Source organism: Sphingomonas sp. FW306-1B-B10E (genome assembly GCF_058782005.1).
The window spans coordinates 60,395-75,070 of sequence record NZ_JBYSXG010000008.1 but is presented as its reverse complement, the minus strand read 5'-3'; the positions used below and the strand labels follow the sequence as shown (position 1 = coordinate 75,070).

Annotated in this window: 10 protein-coding genes; 7 read left to right on the top strand and 3 right to left on the bottom strand. The window is 66.4% G+C overall.

Annotated elements, in window-relative coordinates; translation table 11 throughout:
• The first annotated feature begins 22 nt into the window (after positions 1–22).
• The 7 genes from AC3WJI_RS05025 (at position 23) to AC3WJI_RS04995 (ending at position 9,285) form a co-directional block, all read left to right on the top strand.
• Positions 23–3,043 carry a TonB-dependent receptor gene (locus AC3WJI_RS05025; RefSeq protein WP_492756153.1) on the top strand — a complete coding sequence of 1,007 codons (3,021 nt, stop codon included), beginning with the start codon at positions 23–25 and terminating at the stop codon, positions 3,041–3,043.
• Positions 3,044–3,225: 182 nt separating this feature from the next.
• Positions 3,226–4,227, top strand: a complete 1,002-nt coding sequence (locus AC3WJI_RS05020) for a 3-oxoacyl-[acyl-carrier-protein] synthase III C-terminal domain-containing protein (RefSeq protein ID WP_492756152.1) — start codon at positions 3,226–3,228, stop codon at positions 4,225–4,227.
• Complete coding sequence (locus AC3WJI_RS05015) at positions 4,224–5,204, top strand: NAD-dependent epimerase/dehydratase family protein (RefSeq protein WP_492756151.1); 981 nt, start codon at positions 4,224–4,226, stop codon at positions 5,202–5,204. The genes AC3WJI_RS05020 and AC3WJI_RS05015 overlap by 4 nt, the downstream gene beginning before the upstream one ends.
• Positions 5,197–6,033 carry an MBL fold metallo-hydrolase gene (locus tag AC3WJI_RS05010; protein ID WP_492756150.1) on the top strand — a complete coding sequence of 279 codons (837 nt, stop codon included), beginning with the start codon at positions 5,197–5,199 and terminating at the stop codon, positions 6,031–6,033. Before AC3WJI_RS05015 ends, AC3WJI_RS05010 begins: the two co-directional genes overlap by 8 nt.
• Positions 6,030–7,163 (top strand): ATP-grasp domain-containing protein, encoded by a 1,134-nt coding sequence (locus tag AC3WJI_RS05005; protein ID WP_492756149.1) that lies wholly within the window; start codon positions 6,030–6,032, stop codon positions 7,161–7,163. Before AC3WJI_RS05010 ends, AC3WJI_RS05005 begins: the two co-directional genes overlap by 4 nt.
• Positions 7,160–8,287, top strand: coding sequence for a hypothetical protein (locus AC3WJI_RS05000; RefSeq protein ID WP_492756148.1), 1,128 nt, complete (start codon positions 7,160–7,162; stop codon positions 8,285–8,287). The genes AC3WJI_RS05005 and AC3WJI_RS05000 overlap by 4 nt, the downstream gene beginning before the upstream one ends.
• Positions 8,284–9,285 carry a Rieske 2Fe-2S domain-containing protein gene (locus AC3WJI_RS04995; RefSeq protein ID WP_492756147.1) on the top strand — a complete coding sequence of 334 codons (1,002 nt, stop codon included), beginning with the start codon at positions 8,284–8,286 and terminating at the stop codon, positions 9,283–9,285. Before AC3WJI_RS05000 ends, AC3WJI_RS04995 begins: the two co-directional genes overlap by 4 nt.
• Here AC3WJI_RS04995 and AC3WJI_RS04990 read toward each other — a convergent pair.
• From AC3WJI_RS04990 to AC3WJI_RS04980, 3 genes are all read right to left on the bottom strand, one after another.
• Positions 9,276–10,544, bottom strand: coding sequence for a F390 synthetase-related protein (locus AC3WJI_RS04990; RefSeq protein WP_492756146.1), 1,269 nt, complete (start codon positions 10,542–10,544; stop codon positions 9,276–9,278). The genes AC3WJI_RS04995 and AC3WJI_RS04990 overlap by 10 nt on opposite strands.
• An 81-nt stretch (positions 10,545–10,625) precedes the next feature.
• Complete coding sequence (locus AC3WJI_RS04985) at positions 10,626–12,074, bottom strand: CehA/McbA family metallohydrolase (protein WP_492756145.1); 1,449 nt, start codon at positions 12,072–12,074, stop codon at positions 10,626–10,628.
• Positions 12,074–14,569: a TonB-dependent receptor gene (locus AC3WJI_RS04980; protein ID WP_492756144.1), complete on the bottom strand. Its 2,496-nt coding sequence runs from the start codon at positions 14,567–14,569 to the stop codon at positions 12,074–12,076. The genes AC3WJI_RS04985 and AC3WJI_RS04980 overlap by 1 nt, the downstream gene beginning before the upstream one ends.
• Between the last annotated feature and the right edge of the window lie 107 nt (positions 14,570–14,676).

Here is a 14,676-nt window from a genome sequence, read left to right as displayed (position 1 = left end):
GCCGGGGCAAAGGGAGAGGGGAATGCGTCGCAATCGCTTCAACACGTCCGGGCTGCTCGTCTCGGTCAGCCTGGCAGGACTGTTGGCCGCCACTTCGGCACACGGGCAAACCACGTCGGCGCCAAGGGATCAGGCCGCGGAGACACCCCCCGAGCCGGAACAGGAGATCGTCGTGCAGGGCTTCCGCGCCTCGCTCGACAATGCGCTCAACGTGAAGCGCGAAGAGATCGCCGCCGTCGATTCGATCATCGCCGAGGACATCGGCAAATTTCCGGATAGCAACCTCGCCGAATCGATGCAGCGCATTCCCGGCGTCGCGCTGTCGCGCGGTGACGGTGGCGAGGGCCGCAACATCTCGGTCCGCGGTCTCGGCGCGCAGTTCACCCGCGTGCGAATCAACGGCATGGAAGGCGTGTCGCAGGTCAGCGGCAGCGACATTCGCGGCGGCGTCGCCACCGGCCGCTCGTTCGACTTCGTCACTTTCCCGACCGAGATTTTCTCGTCGCTCACTGTACGCAAGACGCTGTCGGCGGACGTCGAGGAGGGCTCGCTGGGCGCGACCGTCGATCTGCGCGCGCCAAAGCCGTTCGACCAGAAACAAGATTTCACCTTCTCGGCCACCGCCCGCGGGATCTACAATGATCTGAGCAAGAAGGCCGATCCGCGCCTCTCCGCGCTGGTCGCCCAGAAGTTCGGCGACACCTTCGGGGTGCTCGCCAGCGTGGCCTATTCCAAGCGGCACATCGACGAATATGCCTATTCGGCGGTCGACGTCTTACCTTCTTACGTCGCCGGGCGAGAGCTGCCCGATCCGTCGGCACCACCACCGCCGCCCGGTCAGAAGCCAGCCACCGTAATCTTTCCCTACTGCACGCCTATCGGCTACACTTACAAAGGCTTCCCGCTAAACAGCCCCGAGACGGGCTATGCCAATAGCGGCAACTCCGTCGGCGCCGACGCGAACAATTGCAGCGCAGGCAATCCGCGCACCAGCACCAAGGCGGCGTACGACTATATCATGAGCCGTACCGGAGTGTCCGGACGGCCAGGTGGCGGCGTGTTCCTCCCGCGCCTGCCGCGTCCCGTGAAAGGCAGCCAAGAGCAACAGCGTCTGGCGGGCTCACTGACCCTGCAGTGGAAGCCGAGCGACGACACGGACATCTCGATCGACGGCCTCTATTCGCGCTTCAAGGTCGACCGGCTCGACACGATGCTCGACGCCCGCTCGATGGGCCGCACCGCGTCGAACAATGGCCAACCAATGATGTCGATCCGCGACATCGAGGTCGACGAGAACGGGTCGCTGATCCACGGGCTGTGGGACGGCGTCGACCTGCGCTCGGAAATGCAGCAGGAGAAGTTCACTTCGACCTTCCGTCAGGTCAATCTGAACTTCGACCAGCGCTTCTCCGACAGCTTCCGCGTCTATGGCCTAATCGGCGTCAACGATTCGAAGCTCAACGTGGACCGTCTCCAGGTCGCGATCGACTCGAACGATACCGACAATTTCTCGATAGATTTCCGTGACAATCCGGACATTCCCAAGATCGGCTACGGCATCGACACCACGCTGGCGTCGAACTTCCTCTATGGCCCGCCGCTCCCCGACGGCAACCAGCGCGGCCAGATCTCGAACTTCGTGCGCAAGAACACGATCGTCAGCAAGACCGCCGAGCTGAACACTGAATGGAAAGTTGCGCCGGGATTCACCTTCCAGGTCGGCGGCCAGTATCGCACCAACAAATACACCGCGCGCGAGCGTCAACTGATCCCCGCCCAGTCGCTGCCGCTGACCCTGCCGGCCGGCGTATCGCTAGCCGACATCACCTTCATCACCACCGGTATCGGCAAGAATCTCGGCGGCCAGATGCAGGATTTCGTCGCGGTCGATCCCGACAAGTTCCGCGACGCCGTGAACTTCGACAGCTTCCAATATTGCAGCGTCGAATGCGCCAAGGGCACCTATGGCGGCGTCTCCGAGAAATACGGCTCCGGCTATCTGATGGTGAAGTTCGACACCAAGGAGAATTTGCCCTTCTCGCTGCGCGGCGACGCCGGGGTGCGCTATGTCCACACCAGCCTGGACACCTACGGCCCGATCCCCGCCGCCGCCCCGGCCGGATCGCCCTTCCCGTCGGTCTACGTCATCTCGAACGTCAAGCGGTCCTATGAGGACTGGTTGCCCTCGATGAACCTCGCGCTCGACGTGACCGGCAACATCATCGCGCGCTTCTCGGCGGCACGCGTGATGTCGCGCCCGTCCTACGGCCAGCTGATCCCCAGCGGCAGCGCGAACATCGTGATCCGCACCGCATCGATCAGCAATCCGTTTCTCGATCCGATCCGCGCGAACACGATGGACGCCTCGCTCGAATGGTATTTCGCGCCGGGCTCGCTGCTGTCGATTGCCTATTTCCACAAGGACATTGAAACCTACATCCAGAATACCAGCGAGCTGGTACCCTTCCGCGAGCTCGGCCTGCCGCTGTCGCTGCTCAGCGGGACGGGCACGGGTGTGACGCCCGAGGAACTGTTCAACGTCACGCGGAGCAATAACACGAAAGGCGGGCCGCTCAACGGCTGGGAAGTCAATCTCCAGCTCCCGTTCCGCTTCCTGCCGGGCTTCCTCAGCAATTTCGGCGCGCTCGCCAACTTCACGCGCGTCCGCTCGAATATCAACTACATCATCTCGCCGACGATCACCCGCAACGCTCCGCTGGTCGGCCTGTCGCCCGAGACCGCGAGCGGAACGCTCTATTACGAAGACAGCAAGTTCAGCATCCGCTCGACGATCAACTATCGCTCCGCATTCCTCACCGGCATCCCCGGCCCAACCGACAGCGATGCGAACGGCAATGCCGACTCGATCTTTGTCGACGCCTCGGCCTCCTACAACATCAACGACCATATCAAGCTGATCGCCGAGGTCTCGAACATCACCAATGAGACCAACCGGCTCTACACCGACACCGTCCGGCAGGACCCGCTCTACACGGCCTATTTCGGCCGAACCTACGCATTGGCGGTCAACTTCCAGTTCTAAGGGGCGGCGCGGATACCTTGGGGATCCACGCCTGGGCACCGCCAGCGCCATCGACGTCATTGCCTGAGTGAAGCCTCCATACGCCGTCGCGAGACAATAATACTCGCGACGGTCTACACGCTTGTCTTCGATATTCGAACGACCGGCTTTACAAAAAAATGATCAGTGTTCAATACGATGCTATGAATGCGAATCGCGGTATCAGGTTTCGGGTAGCGGGCAGCGGCATCGCCCTGCCGAAGACCGCTATTCCGTCGACCGAGATTGACGCGTTGGTCGGCCGGGAGGCTGGCTGGACAGAGACCAATTTCGCGATCGCGACGCGCTATTGGGCGCGCGGCGACGAAACCAGCTCTTCGCTCGGCGCCGCGGCAGGGCTGGCGGCTTTGGCCTCGGCGCGCTGGAATGCCCGCGACATCGACGTGATTATTTCGGCGTGCGGCGTGATGGAGCAGCCGATTCCCGGCAATGCGCCGCTGATCCAGCGCCGGCTCGGCATCGGCGCGAGCGGGGCCCCGGCGTTCGACGTCAATGCGACCTGTCTGTCCTTTATCGTGGCACTGGACACGCTGCTGACCGGGATGGCGGTCGGCAAGTGGCGCCGCGGACTGATCGTATCGGTCGACCTCGCTTCTGCAGCGCTCGACTTCAGCCGGCCCGAAGCGTCAGCGATCTTCGGAGATGGCGCCGCAGCAATGGCGATCGAAGCCGATGGCTCCAGCCGTCTGCTCGCCTGCCGGCTGGCAACCTATGGCAATGACGCGGACCTGTGCCGGCTGGAATCGGGCGGTACCCGGATGCGCCCCGACGCGGATCTCGACGCCTTCCTGGCGGCTGCGAAGTTTCGAATGGACGGCCCTGCCCTGTTCGCAGCGACCGCCAAGCGCTTTCCGCGCTTCCTTCGCGATTTGGTCTCCGAGAGCGGAGTCGCCATGGAGGCGCTCGATACGATCGTGCCGCACCAGGCAAGCGCTGCGGCGATCGAGCATCTCAAGCGATCGGTGCCCGATGGCCATGCCAAGACGCTCGACATCTTCCGTGACCATGGCAACCAGATTGCTGCGGGCATGCCGCACGCGCTCCATGTCGCCCGGACCCGCGGCCTGACCGCGCCGGACAGCACCACGCTGCTGATCGGCACCTCGGCCGGCGTTTCGCTGGGCGGCGCGGTGATCCGCTGGTGAGCCGTGTCGCGCTCGTGACCGGCGCAACCGGCGGGTTCGGCCGCGAGCTGGTCTCGCAGTTGCTCGCTTCGGGATATCGCGTGCGTGCGACCGGGCGCGATTCCACCATCGGGGCGCAATTGCAAACCGAATTCGCGCGTGCCGATTTGACGACCGGTTCGCTAGCGTCCCTGGTCTCCGGCGTGGACATCGTATTCCACCTCGCAGCTTTGTCGTCGCCATGGGGATCGGCCGCTGCCTTTAGGGCGATCAACATCGAGGCGACCGAGCGGCTGCTTGCGGCGGCACGCGCGGCGGGGTGCGACGGGATGATCTATGCCTCGACGCCCTCCGTCTATGCCGAGCCGCGCAATCGCATCGGACTGACCGAGGACAGCCCCGTCGCCGCGCGCTTCGCCAATACCTATGCCGCGACCAAATATGCCGCAGAACGGCTGGTCCTTGCCGCCGACGCGCCGGGTTTCCGCACCGTCGCGCTCCGTCCGCGCGCCATCGTCGGGCCGCACGACAGCGTACTGCTTCCGCGCGTCCTGCGAGCTGCCCGGCGCGGGCGGTTTCCACTGCCGGGCGGCGGTGCCGCGCTGATCGAGCCAACCGACGTGCGCGACGCCGCGGCCGCGTTCATCGCTGCCGACCGGCATCTCGCTGCGGCGGGCGGGCTGGCGATCAACCTGTCAGGCGGTGATCCCCGCCCGGTCCACGAATTGCTCGGCCTCTTGTTCGCGCGGATCGGGCGCGTACCGCGGTTTGTGACGGTGCCGACAGGTTTCGCCATGACGATAGCGAGCATGATGGAGCGGGTAGCCGCAGCGCTTCCCGGCAGGCCCGAACCGCCGGTGACGCGCTATAGCGTGATGACCTTCGGCTTCTCGCAGACGATGCGGCTCGACCGCGCGCGCGACTTGGTCGGCTGGGCACCACGGTACCGCGTCGAGGACATGATCGAATATGCCCTGCCGGAGCCGGCCGATGCGTGAGGTCGACCTCAGGCTGATCCGCGCCGGACACTGCGTCCACCCCCAGCGCGCAACGATCCGCGACGGCAGCTGGCGACCGACGACCTTTCCCGCGCTGTCGGTGCTGATCGTTCATCCTGTCGAGGGGCCGATCGTCTTCGACACCGGCTACGACCCAGCGTTCTTCGCCGCGACCCACCCCTTCCCCGAACGTTTCTATCGCTGGCTGACTCCCGCGACGCTCGCGCCCGAGGCAGATGTGGCGAGCCAATTGCAGCGCTTCGGCTTCGCGCCCGCCGATGTCCGCCACCTTATCCTGTCCCACTTCCATGCCGATCACATCGCGGGTGCGCATGCGTTTCCGAATGCGGCGATCCACTGCGCGCGAGCGGGGCTTGACGCGGCATGCTCGAGCGGACGAATCAAGGCGCTGATGGGCGGCGTGCTACCCGCCCTGCTTCCCACCGACATCGCGGTGCGCGCGCGCTTCTTCGAGGATGCGCCGCGCACGGCCCTGCCGGGCGCACTCCAGCCTTTCATCGACGGTGCCGACATCCTCGGCGATGGCAGCCTGCTCGCAGTCGAGCTGCCCGGCCACTGCCCCGGCCATTGGGGCATGGTCGTCGCGGATGCTCGGCACGGCGAACATTTCCTGGTGGCGGACGCCGCCTGGTCGAGCGACGCGATCCGCCGCAATATGCCGCCGCCGCGTCTGACCACCAGCCTACTCGGCCATGCCAAACGGGTCGAGGACACGCTGGCCAGACTGCACGCTTTGTGGCGGCGCAACCCAGCGATCCGGCTGACCCCCGCGCATTGCCCTGAGCGCGCTGCCGAAGCCGAGGCGTGAGCACCATTCTCCTAACCGGCGCGCGCGCGCCGGTCGCGGTCGATCTCGCGCGATCGTTCGCGGCCGCAGGATACGAGGTCCATCTCGCGGATTCCGTGACCGGCTGGGCAGCGCGGCTGTCGCGCGTCGTGACCGCGACCCATCGACTATCCTCGCCGCGAGCCGACTTTGCGGCGTTCGCGACCGGGTTGCGGGGCCTTGTCGCCAGGCTCAACCCGATCGCGATCATCCCGACCTGCGAGGAAGTGTTCTACGTCGCCGCTGCCGGTCTTGGCGACCGCGTGCTGGCCCCGCCGCTGGATGCCCTGCGCACGCTGCATTCAAAGATCGCATTCGTCGATCACGTACGCGCGCTGGGTATGGCCGCGCCCGAGACCTGGCCGATTAAGACCCGCGCCGAGCTCGACGCGCTGCCAGTCGATGCGAAGGACTTAGTATTGAAGCCCGAATATTCGCGCTTCGCGACGCACACGCTGATCCGCCCTACGCCCGCGCAACTGGCCGCGATCGCGCCTACGCCGGCACGCTCCTGGGCGGCACAACGCTTTATTGCCGGCGAGGAATTGTGCCTGTGGTCGTTCGCGCGCGCCGGACGGCTGGTCGCTTCGGTCGTTTATCGTCCGGTCTGGCGGCACCGCAAGGCCGCCGCTTACGCGTTCGAGGCGGTCGAGTGTCCCGCCGGCATCGCCATCGCCCGCACAATCGCGGGGGCGAACGGGCTCAGCGGGCATTTGTCTCTCGACCTGATCGTCGCCGCGGATGGCACAGTAGTGCCGATCGAGTGCAATCCCCGCGCGGTCAGCGGTTTGCATCTGTTCGGCGCGCGCGCCGAACTCGCCCGCGCCATGCTCGACGAGGGCGAGGCGCATGCTGACGAGAAGCTCGGCTATCTCGGCCCGGCAATGGCGTTGCTAGGCGTGCCTGCCGCGATCGGGAGCGGACGGCTGGGCACGCTGGTCGACGACTTCCGGCGCGGGCACGACGCGGTCGGGCGGCCGGGCGACCGCGGCCCGATCGTCGGGGCGCTGTTCGACGCCGGGCGGTTCGCGGTCCGCGCTGTCGCCTCTCGGCGCAGCGCGGCGGGCGCGACGACCGACGACATCGAATGGAATGGCGAGCCGATCGCATGATGCTCTTCGACCCGCAGGATCCGCCGCCAGGCGCTTGGCCCGCCACCTGCGATTCCCGCGCCTATATCGAGGGAATCGCACAGGCCGGCGCGACCGCGATGATTCCGAATGTCGTCACTCGCTGGCTCGCGCTGCGCTCCGGCGATCGCGTCTATCCCGTGACGGTCAATGACGGGGAAGTCGGCGGCAGCTATGTCTGCCTGCCACACAGCGCCTATATCCTCTACGCGCGCGCAGAACTCGACTTGGTCGATACCGGCCGGCTGCGTCCGGTGCTGCGCGTGCTGATCGCGATGGCGGACCGCCTGCTGCGCTGGGGTAAGGTCAACCGCGTCGTCCATGTCGACAATTGGCTGTTGTCGACCAATTTGCATGGCGACTGGCCGGGAGATGACTTGCCCGCCATCCGCGCGTTCCTGGTCGATCGGTTCCCCGGCCATGCCATCGCGATCCGCTCGGTAGATCCCTGGTCGTCACCGGCATTGCTCAATGCGGCCCAAAAAGGCGGCTGGCGGTTGCTCCCGAGCCGGCAGATCTGGGTCACCGGCAACCTTGCGAAGGATTGGCGGCGCCGCCGCGACACGCGCGACGACTTTAAAATGCTCGCCCGCAGCGACCTGACGATCGACGCGTTCGAGGCGATGACACAAGCCGATGCCGAGCGGATCGCCGAGCTCTACCATCTGCTCTATGTCGGCAAATATTCGCCGCTCAATCCGGTCTTTTCGCCTGCATACGTGCTCATGACCTGGCGCACCCGCACGCTGCGCTATCGCGGCGCGCGCGATGCGGCGGGCACCCTGCTGGCGGTGGCGGGTTCGCTGATCCGCGGCGATGTGCTCACTCCGCCCGTCGTGGGCTACGACACTGCCCGCCCACAGTCCGAAGGACTCTATCGCATCGCCACCCTGCTGTTCACCACACTTGCGGAGGAGCGCGGCGTGCGACTCAACGGCTCGGCCGGTGCGGCGCAGTTCAAGCGCAATCGCGGCGCGACCGGCGTGATCGAATATATGGCAGTCGCTGCCGGCCATCTGCCCTGGCGCCGGCGTATCGTGGTGGGCTTTATGGCGCTGGTGCTCGACCGGCTGGCGGTTCCGATGATGAAGAAGCGGGGATTATGAGCGACGCCTGGCCAATCGCGATCGCGCAGGGCTGGCACCCGCTGGCGGCGCTCGATGCCTTGGGCGGCAAGCCGGTGGCGCGGCGGCTGATGGGGACCCCGATCGTGCTGTTCCTGAGCGACGGCAAGCCCGTCGGGATGCTCGATCGCTGCCCGCATCGCGCGCTGAAGCTCTCCGACGGGCGCGTGCGCGCCGGGACGATCGTTTGCCCCTATCATGGCTGGCGCTTCGATGCGGGGGGCCGGTGCGTCGAGGTGCCTGGCTCGGACGCGGTGCCCGACGCCGCGGTACGGACCTTGCCGATCGAGGTGCGCGCTGGGCTGGTCTGGACCTGCCTGGCCGAGACGCCACCGCCCTTCCCACGCCTTCCCGCTTTGCTCGACGATCCGACCCTGGATCATTTCCGCTGGCTGGTGGCGCCGAGCCGGATGCGGCTGCTCGACGGGATCGAGAACATGCTCGATGCGTCGCACCCGCATTATGTCCATCCCTGGTTCTTGCGCGGCACCGGCCGGCGGCGCGCGATGCGGGTGGAGGTATCGCTGGGCCCAGACGGCGCCGAGGCAGTCTATCACGAGAATGCCCGCGCGCAGGGAATCATGCCGCGTCTCCTGGAAGGCAGGCGGACGGTATCGATAGGACGCTATTTCCCGCCGACGATCGGCCAGCTCGAGTTTCGCACCGCGCGCGGGCTGACCGTTTCGCTGACTGCGATCTTCGTGCCGGAGGACAGGGATCTGGTGCGCCCCTATGCGCTGTTCGCGACGCGCAAGGGCGTCGCGCCGGCCTGGCTCAAGCGCTGGGTGCTCAAGGCGTTCAACCTGCCGCTGCTGCGCCAGGACCAGCGCGTGCTGGCGGACCAGGTCGAAGCGCTGGAGGCTTGGGACAAGGTCGACTTCGCAATCGGCCCCGCCGACCTGCTCGGACCAACGGTGTGGCGGTTGGCTCATGGCAAGCCGCAGCCGGTCGAGCGGCGCGAAACCATGCTCTACCTCTGACGCCAGTCGCGGCGGACGCGGCGCAGCTTGCGGTCGAAATCGACGCTCAGCCCGCGCGTGACGGTGAGGGCCGGTGAAACGACGCCTGCACGGTCGAACAGGGCATGCAGCGACGCCATCACTCGCGCATCGCACTCCCCCGGCAGCGTTGCATCCAGCGTGACCATCACCTGGTCCGCCGCGGTCTGCACGATGCGGAAGTCGGCGATCGCCCGGTCGGCGTCGACCACCGCGTTGCGCAGCACGTCCGGCGTGATCATGCGCCATTGCCCATCAGCGTCTTGCAACTCAAACACGTCGTCCTGCCGTCCCTCGATTCGGGCGACGGCCTGCAGCGGTGAGCCGCACCGGCAGCGTTCGTCGGAAAGGACGAGCAGGTCGTTCATGCGGTAACGCGCCATGATCTGTGTCCGGCGGGTGAAATCGGTGATCCACGGGCTCATCAGCCCGCTCTCGCCCGATCGCTGCCATTCGAACTTTACGGCATCCTCGGCGAGATGCAGCGTACCGTGCGGACAACCGACGCCGAACAGCCCTTCGGTCGCCATATAGATCTCGCGCACCTTGGCGCCGGTCGCCGCCTCGATCACCGCGCGGTCCAACGGATCGAGCACCTCGGCACCGCTGAAAATGTGTCGCGCAGTCAACCGCCCGCTTTCGGCGAGTCGGCGCAGCACCTTGGGCGGCGCGACGATCGTATCGGGGACGAAAGCGGCGAGTTCGTCGGCCCAGGCATCGACCCCGAGTCCGAGATCAAAGAAGCGCAAGGCGATCCGTCGCCCGCGCTCGGCCGAACGATAGAGAGTCGAGAAGCCGGGCAGCGCTAGCGCGACGCGATGCCGCCGCCACAGGACATCGGGCAGCGCCTTGGCGAGGATCGTGCCGAGCCAGACGAAACGCTCGGCATCGCTGATGACGTAATAGCCGCGATTGCCACTGGTCCCGGTGCTCTGCCCGATCGGATAATCGCGGACGCGGTCCTTGCCCGCATCGATCGCAGCGCGCACTTCGTCCGCGGTGATGCGAGGGCGATTATACGCGGCGAAATCTGCGGTCAGGATTGTCTTGTCGATCGGCGACAAGTCCTCGAGGCGGGCAATCGTATTTCCCGCAAACGCGTCGACCCGCGGAACGGCCGTCTGCAACCAACTGCCAAGCCTTTTCGCCTGCCACCGGCGCACATCGTCCCGCGTCTTCAGCCGCCCGGCCAGCCACCGCGTGCGCATAAAAGCCAGGACCGCATTAATCACCGCAGACATCAGCTCACTTTAGATACTGGCGCCAACCCGTCCACTAACATGGAGACTGGGTCGCACTGAGGAACCGTCCCCCAGCCGCGATCAGCGGCAGGTCAGGTAGATCGGATTGCCGATCAGCAGCGGATGCCCGCCCGCATCACGGACGTTCACCGCTGCCCAGCCGCAGTTGCGCGCATCGAGGCGGAACGCGATCCGCGCGTCAGCCGACTCAACGCTGCGCCGCTGGACCACCGCGCCATTGACCACCAGCTCGGCTAAGGCGCCGGCGGTGCCTACGACGCGCGCGCGCACGACAATGCCGCGCGCCGACGCGATCTCGCCTCCCATTGCGACACTACGCCCGCGCGCGAAAGCTTCGACTTCGAGCAGCCGCCCGCTTTTGCCCGCCACGTCGATAAAGACATTGCCCGCGACGATTCCGTCGAGAATGCCCGCCTGCGATAGTCGCGCAGCGTGGACGACGGTGGTCGGCCGCCCGACCGGCGCCTTACCGTCGGGCGCGTCGGGATCGTGGCTGTCGCTGCCCGCGACGCCGGTCAGCCGATGGCCTTCGTTTAGCCGCGCGTACCAGAAGCCAATCCCCGCCAGCGGCCCCTCCGCAGTGTTGGCATTGACCGCCTCGATTGCCGCGACGCGCGACCAGTCGGTGTCGGGCCAGACCCAGCCACAGCCCATGCAAGCCTCGCCCGAGGGCAGCGCGGGATGGTTGATCGACAGGATCGCCCCCGCCGCCGCTACGCCATTCTGGAGCGCACGAATGTTAGGGACCGCATCGCTTCCGACGCGGAAGTCGACGAAGCCGCGCGGACCGAAGATATTGGCGTGTCCGCCGAACGTGGTGATCTCGATGCCGGGGATGAGCAGTAGCTTGTCGTAATATGGCTGGAGCGCGCGCAGTTCGCCGAAGTGCGCGGTCGTGTTGTGGTCGGTCACCGCAATGAAATCGAGCCCCGACGCCGCGGCATTTTCGACCGTGCGGAACAGCGGACAGGGCACGCGTTTGCCCGTCTGGCTGGCGCAGCTGCCGTCGCTGTGCGCGTCGTGCATGTGGAGGTCGCCGCGATACCAGCCCGGCGCATCGACGAGCGCCGGTTCGGCGATCGCGGCACTTGCGTCGCGCTGTTCCGACCGATCGAACGCGACGGTGACGCGATACGCCGCCCGGCCGTCTCGCCGCGCGCTAGGGATGCCGAGCATCACGCGCCACTTGCCCGCCGGCAGCGCGCCGGGAAGATATCCGGGCGTCGCGTCGCTCGCACTCACGGTGAACCGGTCGCGCGCGCCGCCGCTCCAACCGCGAAAGCGTTCCGGATCCCACAGCCCGAGATCGACCACGGTCTTGTTCGCCTTGTCGTAGCGCAGCGTCACGGTGATCCGCGTCGTCCCCGCCGGAACGTCGAACGGCAGCGGCTTGTACTGTTCGTGATCGGCGCCGGTGATCGTGCCGGTTAGGACGATCTCCGGCGTCCGCTCCTGCGCTGCCGCCGCGGGAGCCAGCGCGACGAGCAGCGCAGGAGCAAGCCACCGCATCAGAACTTGAAGTCCACCGCGAAGCGGAAGTTGCGCCCGAGGATCGGCCGGCCGATGAACAGCAGGTCGTTGGCCTGCCCGCTGGTCAGCTCGCCGGCGCGCGGATTGCCTTCGGTCAGCCCGATCGTATTGGTGAGGTTGTCGCCATAGGCCCACAGGCTGATCTGGTCGGTCACCCCCAGCCGCACGCTCGCATTGAGCACGGTATAGGCCGGCAGTTCGGAGGTGTTGGCCGCGTCGGCGTAGCGCTTGCTATAGTGCTCGACGTCGAGCTGGGCGCGGAAACGGTTGTCGAACAGATTGACCGCCGGGGTCGCGCGCAACGCCAGCTTGGGGACGCGGAGCAGCTGATTGCCGCTGTAATCACGCGGGATCAGCGTGGTTCCCGACAGCTCGTTATATTTGAGGTTGCGGAAGGTCGGCTCCTGCCACGTCGCGTTGAGCGTGAAGTCGAAGAACGTCGCCGGCCGGATCGTCCCCTCGAACTCGACACCATAGGCACGCGTGTCGGTGTAGACGGTCTGCTGGGTATAGCCGTTGGTTGCCGGATTGAACTGCGTGTTGCCGATCGAATAGGAGTCGAAATCGGTCAGGAACGCCGTCGCATAGAGGCTGACCAGCGGCGAGGCGTATTTCGCGCCCGCCTCCCACATCTCAATCCCCTGGATCACCGGCGTCGCGGTCGCGCTAGTGATGAAGCTGCCGACGCTCGGCATTCGGAACGCCGAGGTGTAGCGCGCGAAGATGCCGGCCTTGTCGGCGAATTGCCAGTCGGCGCCCAAGGTCCAGCCGACCCGGTCGAAATTGCGGCTATAGGGCACGAACACGCCGTTGCCGGTCAGCACCTGGTCGTCGGCCAGGGTCGCGGCGTTACCGAGATTGACCGTGCGGCTGCCTTCCTGCGCGCCGCGCGTCGCGATCTTCTCGAAACGCACCCCGCCGTCGATCCGGAACCCCGGCGCGATCGTCCACTCGTCCGAGGCATAGAGCGCCACCGTGTTCTGCGAACCGTAGCCGTCGGCGAATTCCGAACCGTAGCGCGCCACGCCGCCCTCGGTCAGCGCGCCGACCACCGCGCCGGCGCCGTTCAGCGCGACGAGGTCGAGCAGCCGGGAATTGTTCGACACGTCCTGGATCGTCGAAGCCGAATATCGGCGGAAGGTCTCCTTGATATAGGCGTAATAGACGCCGACCGCGAAATCGTGCGTGCCTGCCAGCTCGAAGCGGTGCGCCACGCGGAAATCGTTGAGCAATTCGCTCTCGTCGACCGTCACCGGGCGCGCGGCGTTGATGAACACGTCGCCATTGCCATTCTGGCCGGCGACGTCGAACGCTTGGCCGTTGTCGACATAGCGCAGCTGGACCGACGCCGCGCCCGGATAGGCAGCGAGGAGCTGAGGACGATAGGTGTTGAGGAGTGCCGTCGCCGTGCTCACCGACGCCGGATACACGCCGTTTCGCACCGTGTTGGAGTCGCGATAACGCAGCTTGTGGCTGAGCTTCCAGCCGTCGCCGATTTCCCAGTCGGTCAGCCAGCTCAGTTGGTCGAGCCGGATGCGGGTGCCCTGGTCCTCGCGGAAATCGACCGGGCCGGTCGCGCTCTTGAGCGTCATCCGGCGCAGTTGCTCGCTCGCCGTCGTTCCGTAATGCGGATCGAAGCCAGGCAGGCCGACAATGTCGCCTTCGCTGTCCTTGGTCAGCGGGATGCCGGTGTAGAAAATCGCATTGTCGGCAAGGTGCTTGTAGCTGAGCGTGGTGTTGCCGGTGCCCCAATCGCCGTGCAGGTCGGCACGGACCTGGCCGCCTTTATTCCCGGTGAAGCCCGGATCGCGCACGCCCTGCTCGTTGCGGTAGAAGCCGCCGACGCCCACACCCCAGCCTTCTGCCACCGGCACGCCGACCCAACCGTCGAAGCGGTAGAGCTCGGCGGTCGGCCCATAGAGCAGCCGCGCGTTGCCCGACACGCGGTCGCCCGGCTTGCGGGTGATGAAGTTGACCACGCCGCCCGGCGCGTTCGAATAGAATACCGACGACGGCCCGCCGCGCACCACTTCGATCCGCTCGATCGATTCGTCGACCCGGAACGCCTGGTCGGCGTTGAGATAGCCGAGCGCCGGATCGTGCTGCACCGGCAGCCCGTCCTCGAGCAGGTTGATCGAACCGAAACCGTCGACCGGGATACCGCGCGCGCGGACGTTGCCGCTGCCTTCGCCGCCCGACGCTTCGACCCAGAAGCCGGGGACCGATTTGAGCGTCTCGGTGACGCTCGACGGTGCGCGGCTGCGCAGCAGGTCATTGTCGATCGTGGTGATCGCATAGCTGGTCTCGGTCTTGGTCCGCTCGCCCGCACCGGCGCGCCCGGTGACGATGACTTCTTCGCCGGTCGCTTCCGCCTCTGTGGGCGCGGGATCGGCGGCGGTCTGGGCGAGCGCATGGGTGCTGCAACTGACGAGCAGCGCCGCGGCGGCGATGCGGATGGAGCGAGCGACTTGCATGATGATTTCCCCGGCAACGAGCACCGCTTTGTGCGGTTCGGGGCGCGCTTAGGATCGACGCGTGACGCTTCGGCGTCGCGGTTGCTGCGCGTCGATGACGGACGCGT

Coding starts and splice junctions, on each gene's coding strand:
- AC3WJI_RS04995 (WP_492756147.1), top strand. CDS start 8,284: ATGAGCGACGCCTGGCCAATCGCGATCGCGCAGGGCTGGCACCCGCTG.
- AC3WJI_RS04980 (WP_492756144.1), bottom strand. CDS start 14,569: ATGCAAGTCGCTCGCTCCATCCGCATCGCCGCCGCGGCGCTGCTCGTC.
- AC3WJI_RS05000 (WP_492756148.1), top strand. CDS start 7,160: ATGATGCTCTTCGACCCGCAGGATCCGCCGCCAGGCGCTTGGCCCGCC.
- AC3WJI_RS05020 (WP_492756152.1), top strand. CDS start 3,226: ATGAATGCGAATCGCGGTATCAGGTTTCGGGTAGCGGGCAGCGGCATC.
- AC3WJI_RS04985 (WP_492756145.1), bottom strand. CDS start 12,074: ATGCGGTGGCTTGCTCCTGCGCTGCTCGTCGCGCTGGCTCCCGCGGCG.
- AC3WJI_RS04990 (WP_492756146.1), bottom strand. CDS start 10,544: ATGTCTGCGGTGATTAATGCGGTCCTGGCTTTTATGCGCACGCGGTGG.
- AC3WJI_RS05025 (WP_492756153.1), top strand. CDS start 23: ATGCGTCGCAATCGCTTCAACACGTCCGGGCTGCTCGTCTCGGTCAGC.
- AC3WJI_RS05010 (WP_492756150.1), top strand. CDS start 5,197: ATGCGTGAGGTCGACCTCAGGCTGATCCGCGCCGGACACTGCGTCCAC.